General features: G+C 48.4%; 20 protein-coding genes. 15 read left to right on the plus strand and 5 right to left on the minus strand.

Annotated elements, in window-relative coordinates; genetic code table 11:
• Positions 1–190 precede the first annotated feature (190 nt).
• On the minus strand, positions 191–640 hold the full coding sequence (locus PV783_RS11220) for a KTSC domain-containing protein (RefSeq protein ID WP_079468637.1): 450 nt from the start codon (positions 638–640) through the stop codon (positions 191–193).
• Between the two features lie 195 nt (positions 641–835).
• Between PV783_RS11220 and PV783_RS11225 the strand changes: the two genes are divergently transcribed.
• Positions 836–1,759, plus strand: coding sequence for an alpha/beta fold hydrolase (locus PV783_RS11225; protein ID WP_420988018.1), 924 nt, complete (start codon positions 836–838; stop codon positions 1,757–1,759).
• Here PV783_RS11225 and PV783_RS11230 read toward each other — a convergent pair.
• Positions 1,746–3,653 carry an AAA domain-containing protein gene (locus tag PV783_RS11230; protein ID WP_420988019.1) on the minus strand — a complete coding sequence of 636 codons (1,908 nt, stop codon included), beginning with the start codon at positions 3,651–3,653 and terminating at the stop codon, positions 1,746–1,748. The two genes, PV783_RS11225 and PV783_RS11230, sit on opposite strands and share 14 nt — an antisense overlap.
• A 128-nt stretch (positions 3,654–3,781) precedes the next feature.
• Here PV783_RS11230 and PV783_RS11235 point away from each other — a divergent pair, with 128 nt between their 5' ends.
• From PV783_RS11235 to PV783_RS11290, 12 genes are all read left to right on the plus strand, one after another.
• Positions 3,782–4,195, plus strand: coding sequence for a DoxX family protein (locus PV783_RS11235; RefSeq protein WP_079468634.1), 414 nt, complete (start codon positions 3,782–3,784; stop codon positions 4,193–4,195).
• A gap of 31 nt (positions 4,196–4,226) precedes the next feature.
• A complete protein-coding gene (locus tag PV783_RS11240) occupies positions 4,227–4,643 on the plus strand; it encodes a VOC family protein (protein ID WP_420988020.1) in 417 nt (138 codons plus the stop codon).
• Between the two features lie 143 nt (positions 4,644–4,786).
• Entirely contained in the window at positions 4,787–5,155 is a 369-nt protein-coding gene (locus PV783_RS11245; protein ID WP_420988021.1) for a hypothetical protein, read from the plus strand.
• A 119-nt stretch (positions 5,156–5,274) separates the two neighbouring features.
• Entirely contained in the window at positions 5,275–5,907 is a 633-nt protein-coding gene (locus PV783_RS11250) for an RNA polymerase sigma-70 factor (protein ID WP_133256309.1), read from the plus strand.
• Between the two features lie 97 nt (positions 5,908–6,004).
• Positions 6,005–6,967, plus strand: coding sequence for a FecR family protein (locus PV783_RS11255; RefSeq protein ID WP_420988022.1), 963 nt, complete (start codon positions 6,005–6,007; stop codon positions 6,965–6,967).
• Positions 6,968–7,172: 205 nt separating this feature from the next.
• On the plus strand, positions 7,173–10,772 hold the full coding sequence (locus PV783_RS11260; protein ID WP_420988023.1) for a SusC/RagA family TonB-linked outer membrane protein: 3,600 nt from the start codon (positions 7,173–7,175) through the stop codon (positions 10,770–10,772).
• A gap of 17 nt (positions 10,773–10,789) precedes the next feature.
• A complete protein-coding gene (locus PV783_RS11265) occupies positions 10,790–12,400 on the plus strand; it encodes a SusD/RagB family nutrient-binding outer membrane lipoprotein (RefSeq protein ID WP_363433990.1) in 1,611 nt (536 codons plus the stop codon).
• Positions 12,401–12,432: 32 nt separating this feature from the next.
• A complete protein-coding gene (locus PV783_RS11270; RefSeq protein WP_079468628.1) occupies positions 12,433–13,053 on the plus strand; it encodes a hypothetical protein in 621 nt (206 codons plus the stop codon).
• A gap of 36 nt (positions 13,054–13,089) precedes the next feature.
• Entirely contained in the window at positions 13,090–15,840 is a 2,751-nt protein-coding gene (locus PV783_RS11275) for a M14 family metallopeptidase (RefSeq protein ID WP_420988024.1), read from the plus strand.
• A gap of 3 nt (positions 15,841–15,843) precedes the next feature.
• The gene (locus PV783_RS11280) at positions 15,844–17,292 is read left to right on the plus strand and encodes an amidohydrolase (RefSeq protein ID WP_420988025.1); all 1,449 of its coding nucleotides are present in this window, start codon (positions 15,844–15,846) and stop codon (positions 17,290–17,292) included.
• Positions 17,293–17,309: 17 nt separating this feature from the next.
• A complete protein-coding gene (locus tag PV783_RS11285) occupies positions 17,310–20,120 on the plus strand; it encodes a M14 family metallopeptidase (protein ID WP_420988026.1) in 2,811 nt (936 codons plus the stop codon).
• Between the two features lie 255 nt (positions 20,121–20,375).
• Positions 20,376–21,179 (plus strand): DUF4382 domain-containing protein, encoded by an 804-nt coding sequence (locus PV783_RS11290; RefSeq protein ID WP_420988027.1) that lies wholly within the window; start codon positions 20,376–20,378, stop codon positions 21,177–21,179.
• 60 nt (positions 21,180–21,239) lie between these two features.
• On the opposite strand, the gene PV783_RS11295 is transcribed toward PV783_RS11290, so the two are convergent.
• The 3 genes from PV783_RS11295 to PV783_RS11305 are packed head-to-tail and all read right to left on the minus strand — an operon-like array spanning position 21,240 to position 23,060.
• Complete coding sequence (locus PV783_RS11295; RefSeq protein ID WP_420988028.1) at positions 21,240–21,689, minus strand: DinB family protein; 450 nt, start codon at positions 21,687–21,689, stop codon at positions 21,240–21,242.
• Positions 21,690–21,739: 50 nt separating this feature from the next.
• A complete protein-coding gene (locus PV783_RS11300; RefSeq protein WP_420988029.1) occupies positions 21,740–21,925 on the minus strand; it encodes a hypothetical protein in 186 nt (61 codons plus the stop codon).
• Positions 21,915–23,060: a PepSY-associated TM helix domain-containing protein gene (locus PV783_RS11305; protein ID WP_420988030.1), complete on the minus strand. Its 1,146-nt coding sequence runs from the start codon at positions 23,058–23,060 to the stop codon at positions 21,915–21,917. The genes PV783_RS11300 and PV783_RS11305 overlap by 11 nt, the downstream gene beginning before the upstream one ends.
• A gap of 158 nt (positions 23,061–23,218) precedes the next feature.
• On the opposite strand from PV783_RS11305, the gene PV783_RS11310 reads away from it, so the two are divergent.
• On the plus strand, positions 23,219–24,031 hold the full coding sequence (locus PV783_RS11310; RefSeq protein ID WP_420988031.1) for a carbon-nitrogen hydrolase family protein: 813 nt from the start codon (positions 23,219–23,221) through the stop codon (positions 24,029–24,031).
• 253 nt (positions 24,032–24,284) lie between these two features.
• Positions 24,285–24,800, plus strand: coding sequence for a DUF4402 domain-containing protein (locus PV783_RS11315; RefSeq protein WP_420988032.1), 516 nt, complete (start codon positions 24,285–24,287; stop codon positions 24,798–24,800).
• Positions 24,801–24,910 lie beyond the last annotated feature (110 nt).

Genomic DNA, 24,910 nt, shown 5'->3' on the forward strand with positions numbered 1-24,910 from the left:
AAGCGGGCATTCGAAAGGCTCATCAACTCTATAAAGCCGTTGAGCCAGTATATACACTGGACGAGAACGCCTCCCAAAATAAAACTGGTCAAACAGTGTTTAAACCATTTGACCACTTTCGTGCCCAAAAGCAGCGTGCCAACCGAACGCTGCATCTACCAATGAGCAACAGTACTGTAAATCTAAAGTACTACGCTTCAACCGCCTTGCTCACCTTACGGTACACAAACTCATGGTAAATATGCCTGCGGCAAAATCTGCCCGGCGTATCGGAGTTAATCAGCTTAATGTATAATGCTTTTGGAACATCGAGGTATTCATAGCTGCTGCCATCTTCAAAGTGAAGCTGGAGCGTTTGTTTCTGGTAGGAGAAATCCACCAGTGTAGATGCTGAAATGGTGGCGGTGTATTGTGGTAAAGCAGCGGCAATTGTTTCAGGCGCTATGCTCACTAAAAAGTGATAAGCTTCAATCAACTCTTTACTCTTTGCTTCCGCTTCCAGTTTCTGATCTTCTGCCAGTCCTTCAAATTTATCAGGATGCCACTCCTTCATTAAATTTCTGTAGATCGTTTTTAATTCTTTTACTTCAGTAGTTTTGGTAACGCCCAGTAACTTCCTGTAATCAACTATTTTACTCATAATGTATTTATTCAAAAAATAAACAGGCTGATCATTATGAGCAGGCTACCATTTATCTTACCCCGAAAAACGGGCAAAGTTATGCTTTTTTAAGCTCCCGGCAAGGATTTATTTAACCTTTACAGTGGCGGCTTTCAGGGGTATAGGCGTGTTATATGCCCAAAATCACCTATTTTAATGTTGAAAAACCATCTTATGAAACGGTTGTTATTGTTAACCATGTTGCTGTATTGTTTGCCCATTTACGCCCAGCAGCTGGACTCCCTGAAATATCCCAACGGCTGGCTTTATTATCACGTATATGGCAAAGGTAGCCCGGTAATAGTGCTGTCCGGTGGTCCCGGCAACTCCTGCATGCAGCAGGAAGAAGTGGCGATTGAGCTGGGAAAGCATTACAGGGCCATTCTGCTGGAACAACGGGGCACCGGCTTGTCTATCCCCGTACCGTTCGATTCTACTACTATCAATCTCAAAGCCGCCGTGGAAGATATAGAACGGCTGCTACAGAAGGAAGGTATCCGCAAAACCATTATTTACGGCCATTCCTGGGGCGCCATGCTGGCAATGAGCTATGCAGCTGTCCACCCGGAAAAGGTACGTGCGCTGGTGCTGGCAAATCCCGGCTATTATAAGTTCTCGGCCGATTTCATGACTACGCATATGAATAATCTGCGCGGGCGGCTGGGCGTGTCCGACCTGGCTGTAATGGATTCGCTGGGCAAAAAGATAGAAGGAGGGAAGGCAAATGGTGTGGATAGTGCGCTGTATAACCGTACGGTACGACTGGCATACATTTACAACAAAGCGGACATCGACAGCCTCATGGCGAAAATTTATGTCGCAAAACCCAATGGCCGTATGCAAACGCTGATGGTGTCGGACCTGCAGCGGATACATTTTGATCTCAGTAAAAACCTGCCGCAATATAAAGGGCCGGTAACCGTGATTGGCAGCCGCCAGGACCCATTGGCTTTCTATACCTACGAACTGAAAATTATCCGTCCGGATATAGTACTACATTGGATCCAGGCTTCGGGCCACTTCCCGATGTTTGAACAACAACCCGCTTTTTTCCAGGTATTGGAAAAGGTGATGACAGCCAGCGTTACACATCCATAAATTCCCAGGCGCTTTGATAAGCGTTTTTATGTTCTGCATAAGTGATGAAATCAGCATAAAACCCAAGCTGGGAAAGGGTGCCGCTGTCGCCTATCACCACCAGCTTCTTACGGGCGCGGGTCATCGCCACATTCATCCGGCGGATGTCTGATAAGAAGCCTATTTTATTTTCTGTGTTGCTGCGCGTCATGCTGATGTATACAATATCACGCTCCTGTCCCTGGAAACTATCGATGGTGTTTACAGATATTTTGTCTGCATAGGGCTGTAACAGCGGGGAGTGTTGCAGCTGTTCTTTTAATAATTGTATTTGTTGTTTATAGGGAGATATAACCGCCACCGTTGGAAAGTCTTTCGGCTGGTAATGTTCCCCCAGTGCGGTGACCAGCTGTGTAAGATGTTTAAATAAAAATACAGCTTCTTCCGGGTTGGTGGTACTGGTGCCATCCAGCTTTTCATCAAAACCGCAACCGGCGGTATCCACAAAGCTGAGCGGGTTATCTTCAGAAAACAGCAGGTGTCCGGCAACAGAGGCGTGTGCTTTTAATTTATCTTCATAAAAGATACTGGAAGAATATCCCATGATGGTAGCATGCATGCGGTACTGCTCTTCCAGCAGTGTTACGCTTTCCGGGTGCAGGGCAGTGCATTTCTCCAGCAGGGTGGTGCTGAGTCCTTTGCGGGCGGCTTCGTCCGATTTTACGGTGGGCGACAGCTGGCAATGATCGCCCGCGAGGATCACCTTCTGCGCTTTCAGGATGGGAATCCAGCACGCGGGTTCCAGTGCCTGCCCGGCTTCATCTATTACTACCGTGTGATACTTTAAATTTTTCACGGTATAATGATTGGCGCCTACGAGCGTGGCGGTGATCACCTGCGCTTTGGAGATGACGTCATCAATAATATATTGTTCTGTATTGCCTACTTCTTTCATGATCTTGCGGGCCTCGTCAAACAAGGCTTTCCGCTGATCCCTTTCTGCTTTGCCAAAGTTACGTTTGTATTTATGCGCCATGTCGCGGAATTCATTGGCCTGTTTCTTCAGGCGCTTGATTTCTTTGATGCTGGCATGTTCTGACACTTTGCTGTCGAGCGTGAGCGACATCAGCCGCTCTGATACGCGCGCCGGGTTACCTACCCGCAACACATTCAGCCCTTCGTCCGATAGTTTTTCGCTGAGCAGGTCTACGGCGGTATTGCTGGGCGCTACCACGAGTATTTGTTGCTGTTCCTGTTTGATCAGCGCTTTAATGGCCTGTACCAGGGTAGTGGTTTTACCGGTTCCCGGCGGACCGTGTACTATAGCCAGGTCGCCGGCGGAGAGTATTTTATTAACGGCCGATTCCTGGGAAGCATTCAGCGCGGGATTTACATAAGGAGTTATATCAGGGTGAAACACGGGCTTCTTTTCCCCGGTCAGTATTTTTATCAGCCGTCCTTCCGGTTCTTTATCCTGCAATGCGTCCGCCTGTTTCAGCGCGTTTTGCATTTCATCATAACTATTGTCATCAAAAAGTACATCGATGCCCAGTTTGCCGTCACTGGCCCATTCCGGCAGCTCGTCGGTGCGCAGGGTGATTTTCAGCCGGTTGCCGCCCTGGTAGGTGATGGTGCCTTCAAGATGATCCTGTTTGGGATCATGGTTGGAAAATAAAACAGCAGAAGCGCCAAAACGCAGCTGATGCGGCAGGTCCTGATGGGTGGTGCGTTCCACTTCCACGGTTAGGTAATCTCCCCGGCTCATTTCCGATCCCCTGATGGCAATCGGATACCAGGTAAGCCCGTTTGCCCTGCGATCTGCTACAGACGTGGATTCCGTCATTTGTTTATATGATCTCCGGTCTTCTTCCCGCTCTGTTTTTAATAAATCAAGCTGCTTTTTGAAATAATCCATGACGCAAAGGTAAGATGTTCCTGAATTGTCGCAATCAACCATTAAGAATGTCGTATTCGCCCAGCAGAAATAAAAACAAATGCGGGTAAGTTTGTATTGTCAATCAAACAACATAAAAAACAACCTATATGGAAGCGCAAACAATTTATCTGAATAAAAAAGCTCCTTCAAAAGCAGCTAATATTACCGGTTGGGTAATCACTGTTCTTTGTGTACTCTTTCTCCTGGTGGATGCCATCATGAAAGTAATTAAGAACATCTATTCAATGGAAGGCAGTGTGAAGCTGGGCTGGCCGGCAGAACAGGTGCAGGGCATCGGCATTGTGTTGCTCATTGCTACCATACTGTACGCAATCCCACGTACAGCGGTACTGGGCGCAATCCTGATCAGCGCTTACCTCGGCGGCGCGGTAGCTATCATGTCAAGGATAAACGAACCTTATTACTTCCCGGTGGTATTCGGTATCCTGGTATGGGTAAGCCTTTTCCTGCGCATCCCTGCGCTGCGCGCGCTTTTCCCAATACAAAACAGCCAGTCGTAATCTTATTCTGTAATCCATAAACCCGGAAAAAATGGCAACGAAGATTTTTGTAAACATTCCTGTTAAAGACCTGGATAAATCAAAGAATTTTTTTACCAGTCTTGGTTATTCTTTCAACCTGCAATTCACGGACGATAAAGCTGCCTGTCTCGTTATTTCAGAAGATATCTTCTTTATGCTGCTGACAGAACCATTCTTTAAAAGCTTTACCAACCAGGAAATAGCAGATACCTCCAAAGTAAATGAAGCCATTATGTGCCTGTCGGTCGATAGTAAAGCAGCCGTAGATGCACTGGTAGACAAGGCGGTAAAGGCCGGCGCCAAAGCGCCTAAGCCGGCGGAAGATCAGGGCTTTATGTATTCCCGTGGCTTCCGCGACCTCGATGGCCATTTGTGGGAAATCGTATATATGGACCCATCTGCAGTAGATGCAGTAGAGCCTCAGTAAGTATATAATTTATAGAGAAGACAACGCCTTTGTATTGCCCCGCAATACAAAGGCTTTTTGTTAAGGGTACAGGAAAAAAAATTCCCCCGGCGGATAGGGGAATGGCAAATTCCATGCGTCCTGAAAATAAACGGACTATTACCATGCTACTACCAGATACATTGAAAAATTATTTCCGGCAAACGATGTTCACCGCCTGTTTGGCTGTGGTCGTTACTTTTACCGCATCGGCACAGGACAGCAGCGCCCTCGCCGGGAAGAAAGGAATGTTGCTGCTGCCGGCGCCCCAAAACGGTTCCTTTGGCGAAGCCACAAATAATAAACAATGGCAATGGCAGCAGTACCTGCCTGCCGTAAAGGATAGCAGTAACAGCAGGAGCTTTATATATGAGGCGTATCCATCTCACTACCATTATAATATAAACAACAACCGGCAAACATCCCCTTTCCGGTGGAATGATGTGGCAGGCATAACCGCGATGGCGCTGATAACTTATATCCTTTCCCGGTAAGGAATCGCCATTTTATCATGTTACTTAACGCCTTATCTATAAAAAATCGAATTATTTAAGTGTTCCAACATAAAATATCAGGTTATTATTATGATAATTGGTATTTTTTTCGTTTGTTTATGTTTATAACATCTGAACAAGCGAAAATATTGAACATTATAAAAAAATATAATCAATCAGATGAATCTCACATATTGGCCTTACTGAAAGAAGGTGATATGGGTGCATATGAGGCCATCTACAACGAATATTGGCCCCGTTTATACGGATATGTATACAACAGGTTAAAAAGTAAAGAAGTAGCAGAAGAAATCATCCAGGAAGTATTTTTCTCCCTCTGGAAAAAACACGAGCAACTGCAACTCACACACTCGCTCTCCGCTTATTTATTTACCGCGGTAAAATACCAGTTACTCAATTATCTCAAATCAGACCGTATCCGCAAAACCTATATCCACCAGTTTGCGCAATTGCCGGAACAACCATCCGATAATTCCAACGAGGAAAATATGGCCGCCACTGATCTTAAAAATACAATGGAGAAAGAAGTATCGCGGCTGCCGGAGAAATGCCAGCAGGTATTCAGGATGAGCCGTCATGAACATCTCTCTGTTACCGACATCGCCAATACATTGAACATCTCCCATAAAACAGTGGAAAACCATCTCACCAAAGCCCTCCGGCAGCTGAGAATGGTGCTGGGCCATCACCTGTGTTTGATCATCCTGCTGGATGCAGCCCTCAATTTTTAATTTTTTTTTAAAAGACGTAGGTGTTACTGTTTTCCTGGTGTACTTATCTATAGGTGACACTATTAACTGCCTGATTAAATACAAGTGTGAAAAACTGATGAACAACCAGGATCTTAAAAATTTAATCGAGAAATATTTAAATGGTACGTTGGAGGCTTCCGAGGCACAACAGCTGGAGCAGTGGCTGGATGCAGCCGGCGACGAGCACGCATTTGATGCCATGCCCGAAGCAGAAAAAGATGCAGCCAGGATAGCAGGATACCATCACCTCGTAGAACGGATCAATAAACATAAACAACCGGATATTATAAGGCCATTACTCCGTTACTGGAAAGCCGCTGCCTGCATTGCCTGCATAGTTATTGCCGGCGCTGTATTCAGCAAGGAATTGCTGAACATGGTGGCGCCCCATCGGTTGGTATCGCTGCAAAGCATTCCCGGCAAAACAAAAAAACATATCCTGTCGGATGGCTCTATCGTATGGCTCAAAGGAAACAGTAAGCTAATATTCCCGGCAAGCTTTGGCGCCGGTAACCGCGAGGTAATACTACAGGGAGAAGCGCTTTTTGAAGTTGCCAAAGACCCGCGGCACCCTTTCCTGGTGAAGTGTGGCACACTCACCACCACGGTGCTGGGCACCAGTTTCAATATCCGCGAAACAGGCAAAGAAACACAGGTAACCCTGCTCACAGGGAAAATTGCACTCAGCGCGCCGCAGTCGGCTCCCATAGTATTATACCCGGAACAACAGGCTGTATATGCTGCTACCGGCACGGCTATACGTAAACAGGAAGAAGGAACGCCGCCCATTAACGACATCACAAAAGGTACGGAATATAACATGGCATTTAATGATGCCACCATGCAACAGGTTTTACAACGGATAGAAAATAAATTTGAAGTAGACATACAACTGCAGGACGCAGTGATCAACTCTAATCTAATCACGGCAGATTTTACTGACCAGTCTTTACAACACACAATGGAGATGATCAGCCAGGCACTCAACCTGGACTTCAGCATCAAAGGGAAAACTATTTTACTCAAACAAAAAAAGTGAAAAATGAACCTGTTATCAACCACAATCGAATCGAGTCAAACACAAAAAATCAACATCATGGCTAACATCAATTCCAACTAAAAAAGCTGGAGGGGTGACAGCCCCGCCAGCTTATGATAAATAGCCCTGTTTATCACCGCGTGACAGCGCGGTAAGGGAATTCCTTTGTCAAATTCTTTCCGAAATCTAACAAAGTACAAGGTCTATGCTCATAAATCTAAAAAGAAATGCCTTCCTGTCCAAATGCAAGAAAGTAACGGCGATCAGCCTGATAGCAGGCGTATTACTTTATGGGATCACCGGCCCCGCTGCCGCACATGCCCAGGGAATCCTCGACAGGAAAATATCGCTGCAGGCAGATGATATGAGCCTGAAAGGTGTGCTGAACCAGATCCACAGCAAAGCAGAAGTGAAATTTGTATATAGCTCCAGCCATATCGCACTCGACAGAAAAGTATCAGCAAAAGCCGACCAGGAAGCACTCGGTAAAGTGCTCGACAGGCTCCTCGGCCGCCTCGAAATAGGTTTTGTAGTGAATGATAATTATATCATTCTCACAGATAATGAGGCCACCTCCAAACGCGCTGCCACCCCCGATATGAACTCCATTCCTCCGGCAGACATTGTAGTGAAAGGAAAAATATTGAGTGAAACAGGCGATCCCTTCCCCGGCGCTACCGTCATGGAAAAAGGTACCGGCAACGGCGTTACCTCCGCAGGCGACGGCACCTTCACCCTCAAAGTAAAAGAAGGCGCCACCCTGGTGATCACCGCCATCGGCTACAGCATCACTGAAGTAAAAGCATCAGACGCCGGCATCGTTCGCCTGAAGGCCGCCGTAAAACAATTGCAGGACTTCGTGGTAACCGCCGCTGGCATTGCCCGCCAGAAAAACAGTCTGGGCTACTCCGTAAGTACCATCACCTCGGATAAACTGGCACAGAAATCAGAACCGGATCCCGTAAGAGCCCTCACCGGCAAAGTAGCCGGGGTGAATGTACAATCCGCCGGCGGCGTGGCCGGAGGTGGTACCAACATCACCATCCGCGGTAACTCCTCCCTCAACGGTAACAACCAGCCACTGTTTGTGGTGGACGGTGTGCCCTTCGACAACTCCAGCTTCGCCAACGTAGGCGCTACCACGGTAGGCGGCGCTGGCGTTACCAACCGCGCATTCGATCTCGATCCGAACAACATTCAAACCATGACGGTGCTCAAAGGCGCCGCCGCCGCTGCATTGTACGGATCAAGAGCCGCCAACGGCGCTATCATCATTACCACAAAAGCAGGTAAAAAGAAAAGCAGGAAAGGCACGGAAATTACTTACAACACCGGCTATTCCGTGGAACAGGTATCCGGTCTGCCTGATTATCAAACCAAATACGGACAAGGTACCAACAACGACTACCGGCAAGGGGTATACGCTTCCTGGGGCCAGCCCTTTGAAGGTGTGAAAAGCATCCTGCCTACACGCGCCACCATTCCGCACCAGCTCACAAGGCAATTCTCTTCCGCGGTATTCCCGCAGTTCTACGAAGCCGATGGCGTAACACCCATCCAGGTGCCTTATAAGTCATATGCAAAAGAGAACGCAAAGAATTTCTTCCGGCAGGGTAGTGTATATGAAAACGCCATTACCATCTCCTCCGGTAACGAAAAAGGAAACTTCAACGCAGGCTTCTCCAATACAAAAAATAAAGGCGTAGTACCCGGCAACGAAATAAGCCGCACCTCCGTTAACATCGGCGGAAACATCCGGCTGGAAAATAAATTCTATGCCAGCGGCGCTATCAACTACGTCACCACCAGGCAGAAAACGCCACCGGTAGGCGGTCTCACAGGCTCTATTATGTCTACCCTCATGTACGTACCTACCAGCTACGATCTCACTAATTATCCTTACGAGAACCCGATAGATGGTAGTAACGTATACGACTACACGGGAGTGGATAACCCCTACTGGTCGGTGAAACATAGTCCTTCTACCAGCGACGTGGACAGGTACTACGGTAACCTGGTACTGGGCTTCGATCCGCTGCCCTGGCTGAATGTACAGAACACCATCGGCTTCAACGCGTACACCGACAGGCGCATGAGCGTACGCGGTAAAGGCAGCTCTTCCTATCCCAACGGAAGCATCACTTCAGATAATATTTACCGCCAGGAACTGGATAACACCCTGCTGGTAACCGCCACCAAACCTCTTACATCAGATATATCACTGCGCGCAATTGTGGGTAATAACGTGAACCAGCGGCTCACAGACAGGAAAGCTTTTTACGGGGATAATATCATCGTGGCCGACCTGATAGACATGAACAACACCAGCTCTGTAACACCTATACAGCTGATCAATAACAGGAACATCCTGAAACAACGCTACTACGCCTTCTTTACAGACATCACCTTTGATTATAAAAACTTTGCCTCCCTCAACTTTGTAGGACGCAACGATATTTCCTCTACACTGCCCTCCAATAACAGGAGCTATTTCTACGGCGGTGTAAACGGATCACTGGTGTTCACAGAAGCGCTGCATCTGCCAAAAGGAGTGCTGAACTTCGGTAAGGTAAGAGCAGGTTATACTAAGGTAGGTAACGAAGCATCTCCTTATCAGACACAAAACTTTTACCAGATCAATCCTATCCTCGGCGCTACCACTACGCCCGCAAACGTAGGACTGCCCTTCACACCGGCAGGTGGAAGTGTGTATAACGTGGTAACACAGGCTAACCTGCTTACCAACGCCAACCTGAAACCGGAGTTTATTACAGAACTGGAACTGGGTACAGAACTGCAGTTCTTCAATAATCGTATAGGCATTGACTTTACCTGGTACAATAAAAAGAGTACCTCGCAGATCTTCGAGGTTACTGCTGCACCATCTTCCGGCTACACCACCCAGATCCTTAATCTCGGTGAAGCCACCAACAAAGGAGTGGAGCTGGGTTTGACGGTAGTGCCACTGCAATCCAATAACGGTCTCAACTGGGATATCTCAGCCAACTTCACCCGCAACAGGAACATCATCCGCGACCTCGGAGGATATGAACGCTTCAGCTATGGCGGCACCAACGGTACCAGCAGCGTACACGTAGTAGGACAGCCATATGGCCTTATCCAGGGAACGGCCTATGCACGTGACAATGAAGGCAATGTGCTCATAGATCCCAACACCGGTAAACCACTGATCTCCGGCGCACTCAAAGCTATCGGTAATCCCAACCCCGATTTCATGGTGGGCATTACCAACACGTTCCGCTTCCGGAGCTTCTCATTGAATATCCTGTTCGATTGGAAACAAGGCGGACAGCTATACTCCCGCACCGTTGCAGAGATGCTGTCACGCGGTGTTACACGCGACATGGAAAACCGCGAATTCACTATCGTATCACCGGGTGTACTGGGTGACATCAATACACAAACGCCACTGCTGGACGATAAAGGCAATAAGATCCCGAACAATGTGGCGCTGTCTTTTGAAGATCATTTCTTCAGCGGCAGTATGGGCCCCGGCAACGGCGGTATCAATGAAGGATCGGTATTCGACGCCACCGTATTCCGCCTGCGTGAAGTGGCGCTGGGATATGAAATTCCCAAAAACTTTTTAGGTAAAACACCTTTCGGCTCTGCGTTCATTTCTGTTACCGGCCGGAATCTCTGGTACAGCGCACCCAACTTCCCGAAGTATACCAACTTCGATCCGGAAGTAAGCTCGCTGGGCGTTGGTAACTCACAGGGATATGATAACCTGGCAGTACCTACCACACGCCGCTTTGGTGTAAACCTGAAATGTTCTTTCTGATCATAAAACCTGATATGATGATGGCACTTAAATATATTGCATATACAATAGCACTGGCAGGTGTTTTCTCCGTTACCGGTTGTAAAAAGTTTGTAGATATCAATACAGACCCCAATAACCCCACCACTGCCCAGTTATCTTTATTGCTGCCGGCTACTGAAGTATCAATGGCCGCCAACATGTACCAGCTGAACAGCGGCACCGCCACTTTTATGCAGTACACTGTTTTCTCCTCCGGTCTGAGCAGGCTGCAGCAGCAGGGTACCAGCTTCAACGACTCATGGGACGGCTTTTATACACAAACGCTGAACGACCTGGAGTCCATTATAAGAACCGGTACAGCGCAGGAACAATGGGGCTATGTGGCCATTGCCAAACTGGAGAAGGCATACCTCGTAAGCCTGATGGTAGACATGTGGGGAGATATCCCTTATTCACAATCACAGAAAGGCCAGGAAACCGTGAGCCCACCCTTTGAAAAAGGCGCGGATATTTATGAAGATTTGTTGAAGATGATCGACGAAGCTGCTGTTGATGCCGGTAAAATTTCCGCCACCACCCTGGTTCCTGCTACATCCGATCTTTTGTACAGCGGGCTTAAAAGCTCCTGGCTCATGATGGCCAACTCGCTGAAACTAAAATTATATAACCAGATCCGCCTGGTGAATCCTGCGCGGTCCACTGCTGCCATACAGGCGCTGATTGCTGATCCGGCGACACTGATAGGCGGTACTGCCAATAGCAACGCATTGGACTTTACCTTCCGGTTCGGACCAGGGCAAAATCCCAACAACCGGCATCCCTGGCACCGGTCGGAATACCAGGGCAGCAAAACGTTTTACATGAGCCAGTCGCTGATTGATCTGCTGTTTAACAGCGACGATCCCCGGTTGCGCTACTACATCATCCGTCAAAATGCCACCGCAGGGTTAAACAACTCGGCCAACAGCAACGGCTACTACGGCCGCAATCCCGGCGATGGTACAGCCGCACCGGCCGATCTGAACCGGCGCTCTACTTTCGGTATCTATCCCGCCGGCGGATTGTACGACAATGCACCGGTGAATAACATCCCCGCTACCAATCAATTCCTCACCAATACCAATGCCACCGGCACACTCAAAGTAGTAGGCCCCACAGATGGCACAGGTGCAGGCATCATGCCCATGATCACCAACGCAATGGTGAAGTTCATCCGCGCGGAAGCAGCGCTTACACTCAACACCGGCGACGATGCCCGGCAGGCTTTTAAAGACGGCATCACCGCACATCTCAACGCGGTGAGTACTTATGCTGTTGCTAACGGTGGCGTTGCATTGTCAGCCACCACCATCGCTGACTTTGCCGCGGGGCAACTGGTGAAATATGATGCCGCCAACAATGCCGGTAAACTGGAACTGGTGATGACGCAGAAATACATCGCGCAATACGGCAACGGCATGGAAGCCTACAACGACTATCGCCGTACCGGCTTGCCGGCATTGCGCACACCACTGTCGCCGCTCAACACCTTTCCGCTGCGCCTGTATTACTCTGAAACCGAGCTTACAGCCAATACCAGCTTAGGTGACGACGCCAGCCGCTTACAGGTGGCGCAGCAAACAACACCGGTTTTCTGGGATAAATAAGTGAAAAAAATTACGGGACTAAAATTATAATTATGAAACATTTTATAGTTGCCATACTGCTTATTTCATTGGTTGCATTTTCCTGTAAAAAGGTGAAGTACGAATGGGAGGAATATACCTATACCGCCGTGCCGGTAGTTACCATAGATACTACCAAAACAGCCCTGCCAACGCGGCAGGCGGGCAAAGTAGCTTTCTTTAACCTGAAAGATCCGGATGTGGCCAGTCAGCAGTTTGCCTTTACCCTCAGCTGGGAAGGATTTGGGAAAGAAACAGTTACTTCTATCGAAGTTTATACCAGCTATAATAAAGCCGAAACCAGCGTACCTGCTTACCCGTTAGTCATCTCTTCTCCCGGTAATCAATATACGAATATCGCACAGTTTCCACTGCCCAGCATAGTGGGTACCAACGATCATTTATATGAAACGGTGACTACCTTTCCAAAAACGTATTCCTTTACAGCAGCGCAATTGGCAACACTGAATAATGTAAGTCTTTCAAATGTGGGCGTAAACGATTACTTTTTGTTCAAATTTATCCTCAACCTGGCCGATGGCCGCAGAATCGTTACCTTCTTCAACAATATCTGCGATGAAGCAAGAGGTGAACCCGGCGATTGCCGCGTAGGCGTGAGGTTTAAAAAACAATAGAAAACCCGTTTTGATCAACTGAAACTGATAACCCGTATGAATAGTAAATTTTACTACCTGGTGCTCCTGCTGCTCACAACCGTAGCGGTGGCATGGGCACAGCAGGTGCCATCTCCCAAAGAACATTTTGGTTTTAATATAGGAGATGATTATAAACTGGCTAACTATACTCAAACAGCTGCCTACTTTAAAAAACTGTCCGCGTCTCCCCGTACCAAACTGGTAGATATCGGGCTCACGGAAGAAGGCCGCCATCAGTATATGCTCATCGTTTCTTCCCCGGAAAATATAAAACGGCTGGAACGCTATAAAACCATCTCACAGCAACTGGCCCATGCAGAAGGACTTACCGACCAGCAGGCCCGCGAACTGGCCGCAGAAGGAAAGTCCGTGATCTGGATCGACGGCGGGTTGCATGCCACAGAAGTAGTAGGCACGCACCAGCTCATAGAAACGATGTGGCAACTGGTAAGCCGCACCGATCCGGAAACCATGAACATCCTGGACAACGATATCATCCTCTTAACACACGCCAACCCCGACGGGCAGGAGCTGGTGTCCGACTGGTACATGCGGGAATCCGATACCAGCAAAAGGGCTACTAACATACCACGGCTATACGAAAAGTATGTGGGGCATGATAATAACCGCGACTTCTACATGATGAACATGAAGGAAAGCCAGAACATCAGCCGCCAGCTGTTTGTGGAATGGCTCCCGCAAATCATGTACAACCATCATCAGCGCGGCCCCGCAGGGTCTGTACTCGCCGGTCCGCCCTACCGCGATCCTTTCAACCACGTATTTGATCCGCTGATCGTAACCAGTATCGACGCCGTAGGCGCTGCTATGAACAACCGGCTCAATGTGGAAGGAAAACCCGGCTACACCCAGCGTGCCGGCTCACAATTCTCCACCTGGTGGAACGGCGGCCTGCGCACTACGCCCTATTTTCATAATATGGTAGGAATCCTGACAGAAATAATCGGCAGCCCAACACCGGAAAATGTACCCCTGGTACCGGAACGGCTCATCCCCAACGGCGCTACCCCCAACCCGGTAACGCCCCAGCGGTGGCACTTCCGGCAGTCGATCGATTATTCCGTATCGCTCAACTACGCGGTACTCGACTACGCCTCCCGCTATCGCAGCGAACTGCTGTTTAATATCTATCGCATGGGCAGCAACGCTATTGCAAGAGGAAACCGCGACAACTGGACGTTCTATCCAAGCTATATCGACAGCATAAAAATTGCCAATAAGAACAATAAAAAATCCGAACCCGGTACAGAAGGAGAAGGTGGTGGTGGTGAATTCTCCTTCGGCCGGGAGGATACCGTGGCGGTGAAATACTATGATGCCGTACTGAAAGATCCCGGACGCAGAGATGCCCGCGGATACATCATTCCGGCAGATCAGGCAGATTTCCCTACCGCTGTCAAATTTATCAATGCCCTTATTCAATCAGGCATAGCGGTGCAGAAAGCCACGGCTGCTTTTACAGTGGCAGGAAAACAATACCCTGCCGGCTCATACATTGTAAAAACCAGCCAGGCTTTTCGCCCGCATGTAATAGACATGTTCGAACCACAGGACCATCCCAACGATTTTCAATATGAAGGCGGTCCGCCTATCCGCCCTTACGATGCCGCAGGTTGGACGCTGGCGTTCCAGATGGGCGTGAAGTTCGACCGTATTTCCGACAGTTTCAGCGGCCCCTTTGAGAAACTGCCTTACGGTAGTTTGCAATCCCCGCCAAAGCAGGAAGTAGCCACCGGCAAAGGATACCTCATCGATGCGCGTATCAACAACGGTTTCATTGTGGTAAATGATCTGCTGAAAGCAGGCGTGAAAGTATTTCGTGTACCCGTTGGCGTTAAAGAGGCCGGCAGCTTCTATATACCTTCTTCTGCAAAGGCACATGAACTGCTCGTAAAAGACGCCGCCTCATTTGGTATACCCGTTACCGTTAGTGAAAGTAAGCCAGCGGGGTTAAAAGCAGTGACGCCTATGCGCATCGGCATCTGGAACAACTACGGCGGGTCTATCCCTGCCGGCTGGATCAGCTGGCTGATGGAGCAGTATCATTTCTCTTACGAATTCATCTATACTTCAGCGATTGACAGCGGAAAGCTCCGCAGCAAATACGACATGATCATCTTTGCTACCGGTGCTATACCCGACACCGGCAAACCTAAAAAGGCACGCAACGGATTTGAACCCAAACCGCCCAAACCGGAAGAGCTGCCCGCGCAATACCGCAGCTGGCTGGGAAAAATTACGGCAGATACCTCTATTCCACAGCTGAAGAAATTCCTGGAAGATGGTGGCCGCATTGTTACCATCGGGAGCAGCACCAACCTTGCTTATCACCTGCAGTTACCGGTGCAGAATGCACTGGTGGAAAAGAACAGCAAGAATGAAATGAAACCACTCAGCGGCACCAAATACTATATTCCCGGCAGCCTCCTGTTGGCGGATATCGATACTACTGTAGCAGAAACCTTTGGCATGGCTGCAAGAAATGATGTATATTTTGAGCGTAGCCCCGTTTTTAAACTGAGTGCCACCGGTGATACTGCGGGCATCAAAAAACTGATGTGGTTCTCTGACGATAAACCATTACATAGCGGATGGGCCTGGGGCCAGCAGTATCTTAAAAATGGCATTGCGGCATTTGTGGCGCCGGTAGGCAAAGGTAAACTATATGCTTTCGGTCCGGAGATCACGTTCCGGGGCCAATCTCACAGTACCTTTAAATTACTGTTTAACCAATTGTATAAATAATTTATGAGGCAGCAAATCATTTTGGGCAGTATCATGTGTTGTTTCGCGTTATCTGCGGCAGCACAACAGAATAAAGACAAAGCAGCTATGATCACGTACCTGGATCAGCACACCGCCAGCTACGATACCATTGCAAAAAAGATCTGGAGCTATGCAGAACCAGGTTACCTGGAACAACAAAGTTCAGCGCTGCTGCAAACAACTTTGCAGCAACAGGGCTTCACCGTAAAAGCCGGTATCGCCGGTATTCCCACGGCGTTTGAAGCCAGCTATGGCAGCGGCGAACCGGTCATAGCCATCCTCGCGGAATACGACGCATTACCCGGTTTATCACAGGAAGCAGTGCCGGAAAAACACCCGGTGAAAGACGGTGGACCCGGACATGGTTGCGGGCATAATCTTTTTGGAACTGCCTCCGTGGCTGCTGCCGTTAGTGTGAAAAACTGGCTGCAATCCAGCGGTGCAAAAGGAACCATCCGTTTGTATGGTTGCCCCGCGGAAGAAGGCGGCTCCGGGAAAGTGTATATGGTAAGGGAAGGATTGTTTAAAGATGTAAGCGCGGTGTTACACTGGCATCCGGGCAACCAGAACTCTGCGGCAATAGCGCCGTGGCTGGCCAACAAGAATGCTAAATTCAGGTTCTATGGCACCGCGGCACATGCGTCCGGTTCTCCTGAAAAAGGCCGCTCTGCGCTCGATGGCGTGGAAGCAATGGATTATATGGTGAACATGATGCGGGAACACGTACCATCTACCACCCGCATTCACTACGTGATCACCAAAGGTGGCGACGCTCCAAACGTAGTACCCGCCTTTGCAGAAGTATATTACTATGTAAGACACCCGGAAATGAAAGTGGTGAAAAGCGTGTGGGAAAGATTGGTGAAAGCCGCGGAAGGTGCTGCCCTGGGAACCGGCACCCGCATGGATTACGAAGTAATAGGAGGGGTGTACAACATGCTGCCCAATATCACGCTGTCGCAAATAATGGATAAGAACCTCCACCAGGTAGGTGGTTTCAGTTACACCCCGGAAGAAAAGGATTTTGCCAAAAAGATCCAGGCCACCTTCGTGGAAAAAGATAACACCCCCGACCCTGATACCGTTACTTCCCGCGTGAGTCCTTTTACCATGATCAAAGATGCCGGCGGCGCTTCTTCCGACGTGGCGGATGTAAGCTGGGTAGCCCCTACAGCCGGTATTGTAACCGCCACCTTTGTGCCGGGATCATCAGGTCACAGCTGGCAGAATGTGGCTGCCGCCGGCAGCAGCATCGGCGTAAAAGGCATGATGGTAGCCGCCAAAACAATGGCGCTCACCGCATACGATTTGTTTAAAAGCCCGGAAGCCCTGAAGGTGGCAAAAGAAGAACTGAATAAAAGACAGGGAACCGGGTTCAAATATGAAGCAATGCTGGGCGATAGAAAACCCGCACTGGATTATCGTAAATAACTCAATCAGTAAACGCTATGAGAAATAAACTGCTTGTCACGCTCACCGCTGTTGGACTGTTTTGTACAACTGCGGTGGCACAAAATATTCCTTCTCCGAAAGAACATTTTGGATTTAACATCGGTGACGATTACCAACTGGCCAACTACACGCAAACAGCGGCATACTTTAAGAAACTCGCGGCCACGTCGAACCGCGTGCAGCTGGTAGACATCGGCAAAACAGAAGAAGGCCGTGATCAGTATATGCTGATCATCTCTTCTCCGGAAAATCTTAAACTGCTGGAGAAATATAAAAAGATTTCACAGCAGCTGGCACGCGCAGAAGGTATCTCTACGGAACAGGCCCGCGCACTGGCCGCAGAAGGAAAAGCAGTGGTATGGATTGATGGCGGACTGCATGCCACCGAAGTAGTAGGTACCCACCAGCTCATTGAAACCGCCTGGGAACTGAGCAGCCGGAAGGACCCTGAAACCCTGCGCATCCTTGATAATGTGATCATCCTCATGACACACGCTAACCCCGACGGCCAGGAGCTGGTGTCCAACTGGTACATGCGCAATGCCGATACACTGAAACGTTCTGTTGATCAGTTGCCGGTATTATACCAGAAGTACATCGGCCATGATAATAACCGCGATTTCTATATCATGAATATGAAAGAAAGCGTGAACATGGGTCGCCAGCTGTTCCTGGAATGGATGCCGCAGATCATGTACAACCACCACCAGCGCGGACCGGAAGGATCGGTACTGGCAGGCCCTCCTTACCGCGATCCGTTCAACTATTTCTTCGATCCGCTGATGATCACCGGTATAGATGCACTGGGCGCGGCTATGTATAACCGCCTCAATGCAGAAGATAAACCCGGTTACACCCGCCTCAATGGCTCCAGCTTTTCTACGTGGTACAACGGCGGCTTACGCACCACCACACAGTATCATAACATGATCGGGCTGCTCACGGAAATTATCGGTAACCCCACACCGGAAAAGATCCCGGTAGTACCGCAACGCTTAATACCCAACGGCGCTACGCCCAACCCGGTAACGCCGCAAAACGACTGGCGCTTCAAACGCTCTATTGATTACTCGGTGTCGCTCAATTACGCCGTACTCGATTATGCAGCAAGACAACGCGATGAAGTGCTTTTCAATATTTACAAAATGGGTAAGAATGCCATCGAAAAAGGTAGCCAGGATTCCTGGACATTATCACCCAAACGCTCCGAAGCCATTACTGCCGCTTTTAAAAAGGATAACGTGGATTCCACCGACAAAAACGATGGCAGCGATCCGTATGGCTGGATGCGCAGGGGAAGTAATATCCCGATGAAGTATTATGATGCGGTGTTTAAAGATCCTGCCGGGAGAGATCCCCGTGGCTACATCCTGCCCGCCGACCAGGCCGATTTCCCGACAGCCGTAAAGTTTATCAATGCCCTCATCAAAGCAGGCATACAGGTACAGAAAGCAGATGCGTCATTTACCGTGGCAGGTAAACAATATCCCGCCGGTTCCTACATCGTAAAAACAAACCAGGCTTTCCGCCCGCATGTATTGGATATGTTTGAACCACAGGATCATCCAAACGATTTTCAGTATCCCGGAGGTCCTCCTATCCGGCCATATGACGCCGCCGGATGGACACTGGCCTTTCAGATGGGCGTGCAGTTCGACAGGATTCTCGATAGCTTCGACGGGCCATTTACAAAGCTGCCCTACGGCGCGTTACAAACGCCTCCCAAAGCAGCATTGGCTAGTGCCGGCGGCTATCTTCTGAGTGCGCGGGAAAACAATGCTTTCATCGCGGTAAATGACCTCATGAAAGCAGGTGTGAAAGTATACCGTCTTACCAAAGGAGTGGCCGGCAACGATAAAGCCGTTCCGGGTAATTTTTATGTGCCCGCAGATGGCAAGGCAAAAGAAATACTGCAACAATCAGCTGCTACCCTCGGCCTTAAAACCACCGGTATCAGCAAACGTCCGGCAGGAACCGTAAGCATGGCGCCCATGCGTATTGCATTATGGGATACTTACGGCGGCTCTATGCCTTCCGGCTGGATGCGGTGGATCATGGAGCAGTATCATTTCCCGTTTGAGGTAATATATCCGCAGGATATCGATACCGGTAATCTCCGCAGTAAATACGACGCCATCATCTTCGCTACCCGCGCTATCCCGCCGGTATCAGGCGCAGAGCCCAACAGGTATGGATATGCCCCTAAAGATCCTTTGCCCGCAGATATCCCGGAACAATACCGGCACTCTTTAGGTAAAATCACCAAAGAGAAATCCATTCCGCAGATAAAAACCTTCCTCGAAGAAGGCGGCACCGTGATCACCATCGGCAGCAGCACCAACCTGGCCTATCACCTCGGACTGCCGGTACACAATGCGCTGGTAGAAAAAGATAATGCCGGTAAGGAAAAACCGCTGCCCGGTACCAAATATTTTGTGCCCGGAAGCATCCTGCAGGTATCGTTCGATAGCACGCACCCCGCTGCATGGGGTCTCCCCGCTGTAGGAGATGTAAACTTCGATAACAGCCCCGTATTCCGCCTGGATCCGGATGCCACAGGTAAAGGAATTAAACCGATTGCCTGGTTTTCTACGGATAAACCATTGCATAGCGGCTGGGCATGGGGACAAGCATACCTGAAAGACGGGGTAGCCGCATTTTCTGCCCCCGTAGGCGCCGGCATGCTCTATGCTTTCGGTCCTGAAATTACTTTCCGCGCACAGTCGTTAGGCACCTTCAAATTATTGTTCAATGACCTGTACGGAATGGATGCCAAAGAAGCAAAACTGGTGAGAAAGAAGGGATAAGAGATATCATTTAGTCATATATTAACAGAACGGCCAGGCAATTTGCCTGGCCGTTCTGTTACCGGGAAACCGTATCCAACGGGTGTTACGGTTTCCCGGTACAGTTTTTGTTTTTCCCAGAGTAATGTCACGCGAATGAATATTCGTATATAAATAATAAATAATACCAAATCTGTCACTATCTTTGTCAACTTTATTTTATCGACTCAAATTCAATTTTAACCAACAACTGTTATTCAATTCAATCTTTGAATCATGAAAAACCAATTCTTCGCCACGTTAATGGTGGTTTCCGCATCAATGCTATTCTTTAGTGCGTGCAGCAAAGACGAGTCTTCTTCCAACAGTGGCAAGTCGAAGCTCACCGTGTACCTGACAGATGATCCGGCTATTTACGATGAAGTGAACATCGATATCCAGGACATCCAGGTAAATGCATCGGCCGATGCGGCAGAAACGGGTGCAGGTTGGGTATCTGTTCCCCTGGCACGTCCCGGCGTGTATAACCTGCTGGATTTCAGAAATGGATTAGACACCTTACTGGCGTCAAAAGAATTACCCGCCGGTAAAATTTCACAGATCCGGTTGGTATTGGGTACCAACAACAGCGTAGTATTGAATGGAGTATCTCACCTGCTGGAAACGCCTTCTGCACAACAATCAGGTTTAAAACTGAATGTTCATGCCGACCTGGTTGCCGACATCGAATACCGCCTCTGGATCGATTTTGACGCAGGCCGCTCTATTGTTACCACCGGAAGCAATAAGTACATCCTGAAACCAGTGATCCGTACTTATACACAAGCAACCAGCGGTACTATCAAAGGAATCGCTTTACCATTGCTGCAGGTGAAAGGCGTTTACGCCATTCAGAACACGGATACTGTTGCTTCCGCATTGCCGGACGCATTAACCGGCGCCTATGTAATATCCGGCTTAAGCGCGGGTACTTATAATGTGGCTATTGCCGGTAATGGTATCTTAAAAGATACTACCGTTGCTGCCGTAGCAGTAAAAGTAGGAGAAGTATCTACTGTAAGCACTATCACATTGAAGTAAGTCATCAGATAGCATTGATAAAATAGGCTGACCAACCCGGTCAGCCTATTTTTTTTGTAATTATATGGAAGGTATCAGCTGGTTTAAATGATGCTCCAGGTGACGCACATAATCTTCAATTAAAAACTGTAACGTGTGAGGCGCAGGATCACCGTTGTTACAGGTTTTCTGTAGTTCATCTTCTTTTATTACACTGATAATAGCAGCAAGATGACGATTGTAATATTCCCAGAACAGCAGCAGTTGTGCGCGGTCCATTTCCTGGTAGTGTTGTGTGTTCACCCAGTCGTCCCCGTTATACGTAATAACAGGTACGGGTTCCAATCGTGCCCTTACAAACCGGTGATGGTTGTTGGTGGCAGAATCAACGAGGTGGCCTAATATCTGTTGCTTCGACCATTTGCCTGCTGCACGCGGGGTGGTAAATTCAGCATCCGGTATAAGCCGGATCTTTGAAGGAATAGTATCACACAGGTATAATAACCGTTTAACAACATGTTGCACCGCCATTGTATTTATTTTTGGAGATGCAAAAATAGCTTTTAAAAAGAGGCCATACGTCAATTAAACTTCTTCCCCGGAAAATAATAGCTCCGCACAATAATAATAACAGGCAGGGCTAACGCTACCCAGGAAAATATATCCCAGAAACCGTCGCCTGCCAGGGCTGTAATTAATCCGGCTATCGACAGCAATGCTATTAGCAGCGGTTTTCCCCATAATCTGATCCATGCATTATTCTTCATTTTCGTATACGGTTTTTTCGGTGAGCCTGCTCCATTGCAGCTTGGTGGCCTTTCTGCGCGCAAACCACAGGTAAAGGCCCGTAATCAATACAATGATGGTACCCAGGTCAAATAATGCCCAGATGACCTTTAAAGGCATACCGCCATAATCACCGAAGTGCAGGGGCTCTGATAAAAACAGGGTGTTTACATACCAGGGCATTCTCCGGGCATCGGTAAGGGCGCCGGTTTTGGCATCCACCAGTGCGGGCATCAGCAACCTCGATGTGAGAGAGGTGTTGCCCCGCATAAATACAGCGTAGTGATGTTTGCTGGAAAACAGGGTGCCGGGATAGGTAACTATACGCGGCTCCATATGTGGTGCAGCTTTTTGTGCTACCGCCATTGCGCTGTCTAATGAACTGAGATTGCCCGTAAGTGGCTGCTGGTGGGCATACGGCGCCACCATTTCTTTTAGCTGTCCCTGCTGCCATAAGGCCAGCACTACATCAGACAGGGTGTTGATAACACCGGTAAGTCCTACCACACTGGCCCATGTAAGTGTAACAATGCCAATCAGGTTATGGGTATCCAGCCATTTCAGGCGGTTCGATTTATACTTCCGCACCATCCCGAAATCGTACTTTTTCATGATGCGCCCATAAAGCACTACGCCGGAAATAATGGCAATAACGAACAGGATCCCCATGAGACCCAGGAATAATTTCCCGCCAATACCAAGAAACATATTGATGTGAATCTTCAGAATGATGTCCATTACTCCATCGGTAGTGGGCTTGTCCAGTACCGCGCCGGTATACATGTTGAGCATGGCGTACCGGCTTCCTTCCGGAGGAGCGTCGGGTTTGGCGGCGAGATCAAATATGATCTTGTTTTTATCTTTTTCATCCCAGAAGATATACCGTATCTTTTCCGCCGGGTATTGTTTGCCGGCAAGTACTGCCAGTGAGTCCAGGCTTAGTTTACGGGCGCCTTCAGGGATTTCTGCCACTACCTGTTTTTCCAGCAGTCCATCCAGCTCTTCATGAAAGATCAGCGGAAGACCGGTTAAACATAGCATCAGTAAAAAAACAGTGCAAACAAGGCTGGTCCATTTATGCCATAGAAACCAACGCCTGGCGGTTTTTATATTCATTATTCAAAAAGTGTAATTCAACCCCAAAGTTGATAGCTTCCCTTAGCTTTAGTTTACGGGATCCGGAATTACATTTTACAAATCCGGAATTTTATAGGGTACAGGTTATCTTCTTCTTTAATAATTCTGAATAACTTTGCATGCATAATCTGCATTTTATGAAAATAGCATTGGCTTCTCCACCACCCCCCACATCTGTTAACGAAGGTTTATCATGGGCTGAAAAACTAATAGGAGAGGCCGCAAAGCAACATGCGGAAATTATCTGTTTCCCTGAGTCATATATCCCCGGTTATCCCGGAATGGGAAGTACGGAAGCAGAGCGTTCTCCCGGAAAATTACAGGAGGCATTGGAAAAAGTGGGCCAGCTTGCCGCTGAAAATTCCATTGCCGTTATTATGCCGATGGACTGGTACCAGGGAGAAGCATTGCTGAATGTAGCTTTTGTGATTTCAGCAACCGGAGAAGTATTGGGATACCAGACCAAAAACCAGTTAGATCCCACGGAAGATAATATCTGGATCCCCGGAACAGAGCGTAGCATTTTTGAGGTGAATGGGGTGAAATTTGGTATCACCATCTGTCATGAAGGATTCCGTTATCCGGAATCTGTCCGGTGGGCAGCCCGGCACGATGCCAAAATAGTATTTCACCCGCATTGCACCGGCAGCAACACCGCCGGTGAATTACTTACCGAATGGGGCCATATCAATAACCCCTACTATGAGAAGGCCATGATGATGCGCGCATTGGAAAATACCATCTATTTCGCCAGCGCCAATTATGCGTTTACCTACCCCGATTCAGCCAGCTCGTTAATAGGTCCGGACGGCGCCTGCATAGCACACGGGGAATATGGCAAACCAGGTGTAATTGTAGCAGATATTGATCCGGCGTTGGCTACGGGTTTGCTGGCGAAGAGGTACAGGTCGGCGTTATATGAAAAGCGGAATAAAGAAGCCACTGAATGACGACCTGAGCGAATTACGAAAACCTATACAGAATTATCAGGTAAAGAAAAGAATCACCCCAAAATGGGTGGTTCTTAATATTTTGTATTATCTTCATAATAGAAATTGTCGCGATTATAATAACTGGATTATGAAAGCCTTACGGCCCCATCTGATATCTGTAGCTTGTGATAGATAACGTTAGCCATTCTATTTTTATGTAGCCTGAAAACAATCTTTATACATATTCCCTCATTATTTAAAATAGCTGAGAATGAAAAGAACTAGCCTTATCTCCACTGTTACGCTGGTATTTGCAGCTTTTGCAACCGATGCATTTGCGCAGGAAACAGCTTCTGCTACTGCTACCGCCACTATTGTAACACCCATCAGTATTGTGAAAGATGTAGACATGAACTTTGGTAACGTAGCCGTACAATCCACCGCTGGTGGTACAGTTGTGCTTACCCCGGCAGGTGTTCGCAGCACTACCGGCGGTGTTACGCTTCCCTCCACTGCTACAGGAACCATTACTGCCGCTTCCTTTACCGTAACAGGTACCGGCAACTATTCCTACAGCATTACTTTGCCGTCTACTGCCCTCACTATCACCAGCGGGTCCAATACCATGACGGTTACAAATTTCACCAGCGACCCTTCAGGTGTTGGTACACTTACAGCAGGTACCCAAACGCTTAATGTAGGCGCTACCCTGAATGTAAGCGCTGCACAGGCCGCCGGAACATATGTTTCCGGTACCCCATTCGATGTAACCGTTAATTACAACTGATCAACCGGCTTTAAATACGGCCGCTCTTCTTACGGACAACCTTAATCATATCCTGTGTAGCTGCACGCTTCGCGGCTATACGCTTATTACAAAGTATGAACCCATGAACT

The sequence above is a fragment of the Chitinophaga sp. CC14 genome (assembly GCF_048957795.1).
GTDB lineage: Bacteria > Bacteroidota > Bacteroidia > Chitinophagales > Chitinophagaceae > Chitinophaga > Chitinophaga ginsengisegetis.